This is a genomic window from Kaistella sp. (assembly GCF_049588135.1).
Classification (GTDB): Bacteria; Bacteroidota; Bacteroidia; order Flavobacteriales; family Weeksellaceae; genus Kaistella.
The window spans coordinates 1-3,050 of sequence record NZ_JBAVFG010000236.1; the positions used below are offsets into that span (position 1 = coordinate 1).

Below are 3,050 nucleotides of genomic sequence, written 5' to 3' on the forward strand. Positions count from 1 at the left end.
GAAAAATACATTACTGAAACGATTGGGATTTTAGGAATTAAAGACATTCTGAAAGAATTAGAAAAACCCGGTTTAGATCCAAGAAAAGCGGCAAGAGTTTTTGAATTTGATCCCACTGTAAAATCCATTAAAAACTTAAAACCCGGAATGATTTTGCCCGGAATTGTGAACAACATTACGGCTTTCGGCTGTTTCGTAGATGTTGGAATTAAAGAAAGCGGATTGGTTCATATTTCCCAACTGAAAGACGGTTTTGTTTCTGATGTAAATGAAGTGGTGAAGCTTCATCAGCACGTTCAGGTAAAAGTGACGGAAGTGGATGAAGCGAGAAAAAGGATTCAGTTGAGTATGATTTTGTAGGTTTCGGGGGATAGAAAATACGAAAACTTTCTACTTGCTGGAAACTTAATTTATCGCTACAATCTTCGATGAAAACTTCTTATCTGCTTGTAGAAATACCGTTTTAGTGGCTGGCTTTTTAACTGTTCTGTTCTTCTGTAATTTGCTTTAAATTGTTGCTCCAAATTACAGCATAATTATCTGCAAAATCTTCAACTTACTTGATATTGGCTTTACTCCAATGTTTTTCATAAATATAATCCACACAATGTCCAATTTCGTGTAAAAGTAATTTTTCAAGATAATATCTTTTATAACTTTCATTTGTAAATTGTAGATACCATCCGTTTTTGTCGTGTTGTAAATCATTACAATATTGCTTGTAAAAACTCAATTGTTTTGACGTCGGTTTCGTTTGTCCAAAAATCATCCTGTTAAAGTCGCCATCAGTAATCATCGGATCAATGAAGTTACCGACAAAGAAGTTCGTTTCGGGTACAAAGATTATCGCAAAGGAGATCAGAAAAAGGAAATGACTTTATCACATGTGGAGTTTATCACACGATTCAGTCTTCATATTTTGCCTCGATGATTTGTGAGAATACGGCATTACGGGATTTTGAGCAGTTCCTGGAAACGTGGAAAACTCCAGGATTTACAAGAAAGTTAGAAGTGAAAAGAACTGTTTTTGTGCCTCAAACTTTACTCAGGAAATGCCAGTGTTGCAAAGAAGGAAACTTAATCACCATTGCCCTTTTCGGAAAGAGAGGACCGCCACAGGATTTTCTTTTCGTCACCCAAAATTTGTCTGCAAAATAAACCTTTGCGGGTAAGGGAAATTATGTTCTGCAGGAAAGAAAAACCGCAGAAAACCACTTCTAAAGGCTACCAAAAAAGCAGTCCTTCTAAAAAACTGCTTTTGTATATCTAAATTCTAAAAACGACAACTCCATAAGGTTACCAACATGCTGTTGAAAAGCCACCGAAGGTGAGCCTGTCCAGAGCGAAGTCGAAGGATTCAACGGGCTTTCATTTCTTGTCTTGCAGACAAAACGAAAGCTTAGTTATTGTACGCAGTTTTTTTTTAAATTCTTGTTTGGTTAGCTAAATAAAAACTTGTCAAAATTACACAGTAATAGAGAATCACACTGATTAGTAAATATAGTATTTCTTTAAAATTTATTTCCTTTCTATTTATTGATTTTACACTTTCATATGTAAGTAAAATTAGTGAAACTAAAATTGAGAAAAAAGAAAGGAGAAAGATAAATTTGACAAGCTGCTCGTAAAAAATCCAATCAAAATTATACGTATTGAAGAAATAATTTTGAATTCCAAAAACAATAATGAAAACATACAAACTGATTTGATATTTATAAATTTTTTCAATTTTCATTTCATTGGAGTTTTGTAGATAATCGAATCAAAATTCAATTCAACATTAATCGAGTCAAAATATTTTTTGTGTTCAAAATGAGTGCGAAAATCATTGAGGTAATTTTTCACATTTTCCCGATCAGAATTATTAAATGAATCTTTATAAAGTCGTAGCCCAAAGTTTTCAAGTTTTGAAATCTTATTATTTTTTAAATCTCTAAAATACCAAAGAGTATCTGTCGCATCTCCAACCTCCATTTTTACTTTGTATTTTTTATTCAGTTTATACAGTAAATTAGTAGTTTTTTGCGATGGTTCGTAGTGCGGATTTCTCTTAATCCAACTGAAGGGATTCAGATAAAGAAACATTGGCAAAAAAATCAGAATTATAAAAATTACAGTAATTAATTTCTTCACTTTTAATTTGATATAGAGTTGCTATAAAATTGCGTACAACGTTTCGGGGCTTGGCGTCAGTGGCGGAAATTGAAGCGAAAAGTTTCAATTTTGTGACACTGTAAGCAAAAGCCAATTAATTGAATAAATTTAAGAAAAAAGTCAATATAATTGGCTTTTTGCGTAATAGAAAGCCGAAATTTTTAATTTTAGCCTTAACCCGCCATTGCGCCAAACCCTTGTTGTAGGCAGTTTTAATTTTTTGAATATAGTTGATTCCAGTATCCGATTTTCATTTCTTTTTTAAAAATATCTCCGACATTGTATTTTTTGTAAACTTCTAATCTTAACATTTGACCGTCATTAGGATTTATGAATTCTATTTGGTGAGTTGTTCTTCCGAATTTTGTCTTACCAGTAATGTAATTCAAAATCTCTGTATTAATTTCAATATTTTTTGAAGTTCCCAAGTATGCATTTGTTGTAATTATTGTTGATAGAATTATTCCTAACAAAACTAATCCAACTGATATTCCCCCTAAAAATACATTAAAGAAATCTTGAGTTATTTTTTTAGCTTTTGAGTTTGTTGGCGGATTATATTTTTTTAAAAACTTTAAATAGCAAATAGTCATACCTAAGAAGGATACTATTATTAAAGGAATTAGTAAGTACTTGTATATAATTTTAAGGGATGTTCCAATTTCGAAGTATTTTATATTGAAAAAGGGAAAAGCAATAAATATTGCAATTCCTAAAATTATTAAAACATATTTTGTCTTAGAATTCATTTTATTCGTTCTCTTTGAAAAAATTGCCTACAACGGTTGGGTATTTCTGCAGGCGGGCTAAAAATACGAAATCTTTCTACTTGCTAAAAATTGAATTAATCGCTAAAATCTTCGATGAAAACTTCAAACCCGCTTGTAGAAATATCT

The 3,050-nt window shown here is 31.5% G+C and carries 4 protein-coding genes and 1 pseudogene; 2 read left to right on the forward strand and 3 right to left on the reverse strand.

From position 1 onward, the window contains the following. Window positions 1-360 (forward strand): S1 RNA-binding domain-containing protein (locus WBY99_RS12625; protein WP_423976690.1); only part of this gene is annotated, 360 nt, incomplete at its 5' end. A gap of 196 nt (window positions 361-556) precedes the next feature. Here WBY99_RS12625 and WBY99_RS12630 read toward each other — a convergent pair. After that, entirely contained in the window at window positions 557-796 is a 240-nt protein-coding gene (locus WBY99_RS12630; RefSeq protein ID WP_423976693.1) for a hypothetical protein, read from the reverse strand. On the opposite strand from WBY99_RS12630, the pseudogene WBY99_RS12635 reads away from it, so the two are divergent. Next, window positions 776-1,158: pseudogene (locus tag WBY99_RS12635) on the forward strand (transposase); the annotation flags it as partial. The gene WBY99_RS12630 and the pseudogene WBY99_RS12635 sit on opposite strands and share 21 nt — an antisense overlap. 573 nt (window positions 1,159-1,731) lie before the next feature. On the opposite strand, the gene WBY99_RS12640 reads toward WBY99_RS12635, so the two are convergent. Both WBY99_RS12640 and WBY99_RS12645 read right to left on the reverse strand, forming a co-directional pair. After that, complete coding sequence (locus WBY99_RS12640) at window positions 1,732-2,133, reverse strand: hypothetical protein (RefSeq protein ID WP_423976691.1); 402 nt, start codon at window positions 2,131-2,133, stop codon at window positions 1,732-1,734. Window positions 2,134-2,366: 233 nt separating this feature from the next. Beyond that, a complete protein-coding gene (locus WBY99_RS12645; protein WP_423976692.1) occupies window positions 2,367-2,903 on the reverse strand; it encodes a hypothetical protein in 537 nt (178 codons plus the stop codon). Window positions 2,904-3,050 lie beyond the last annotated feature (147 nt).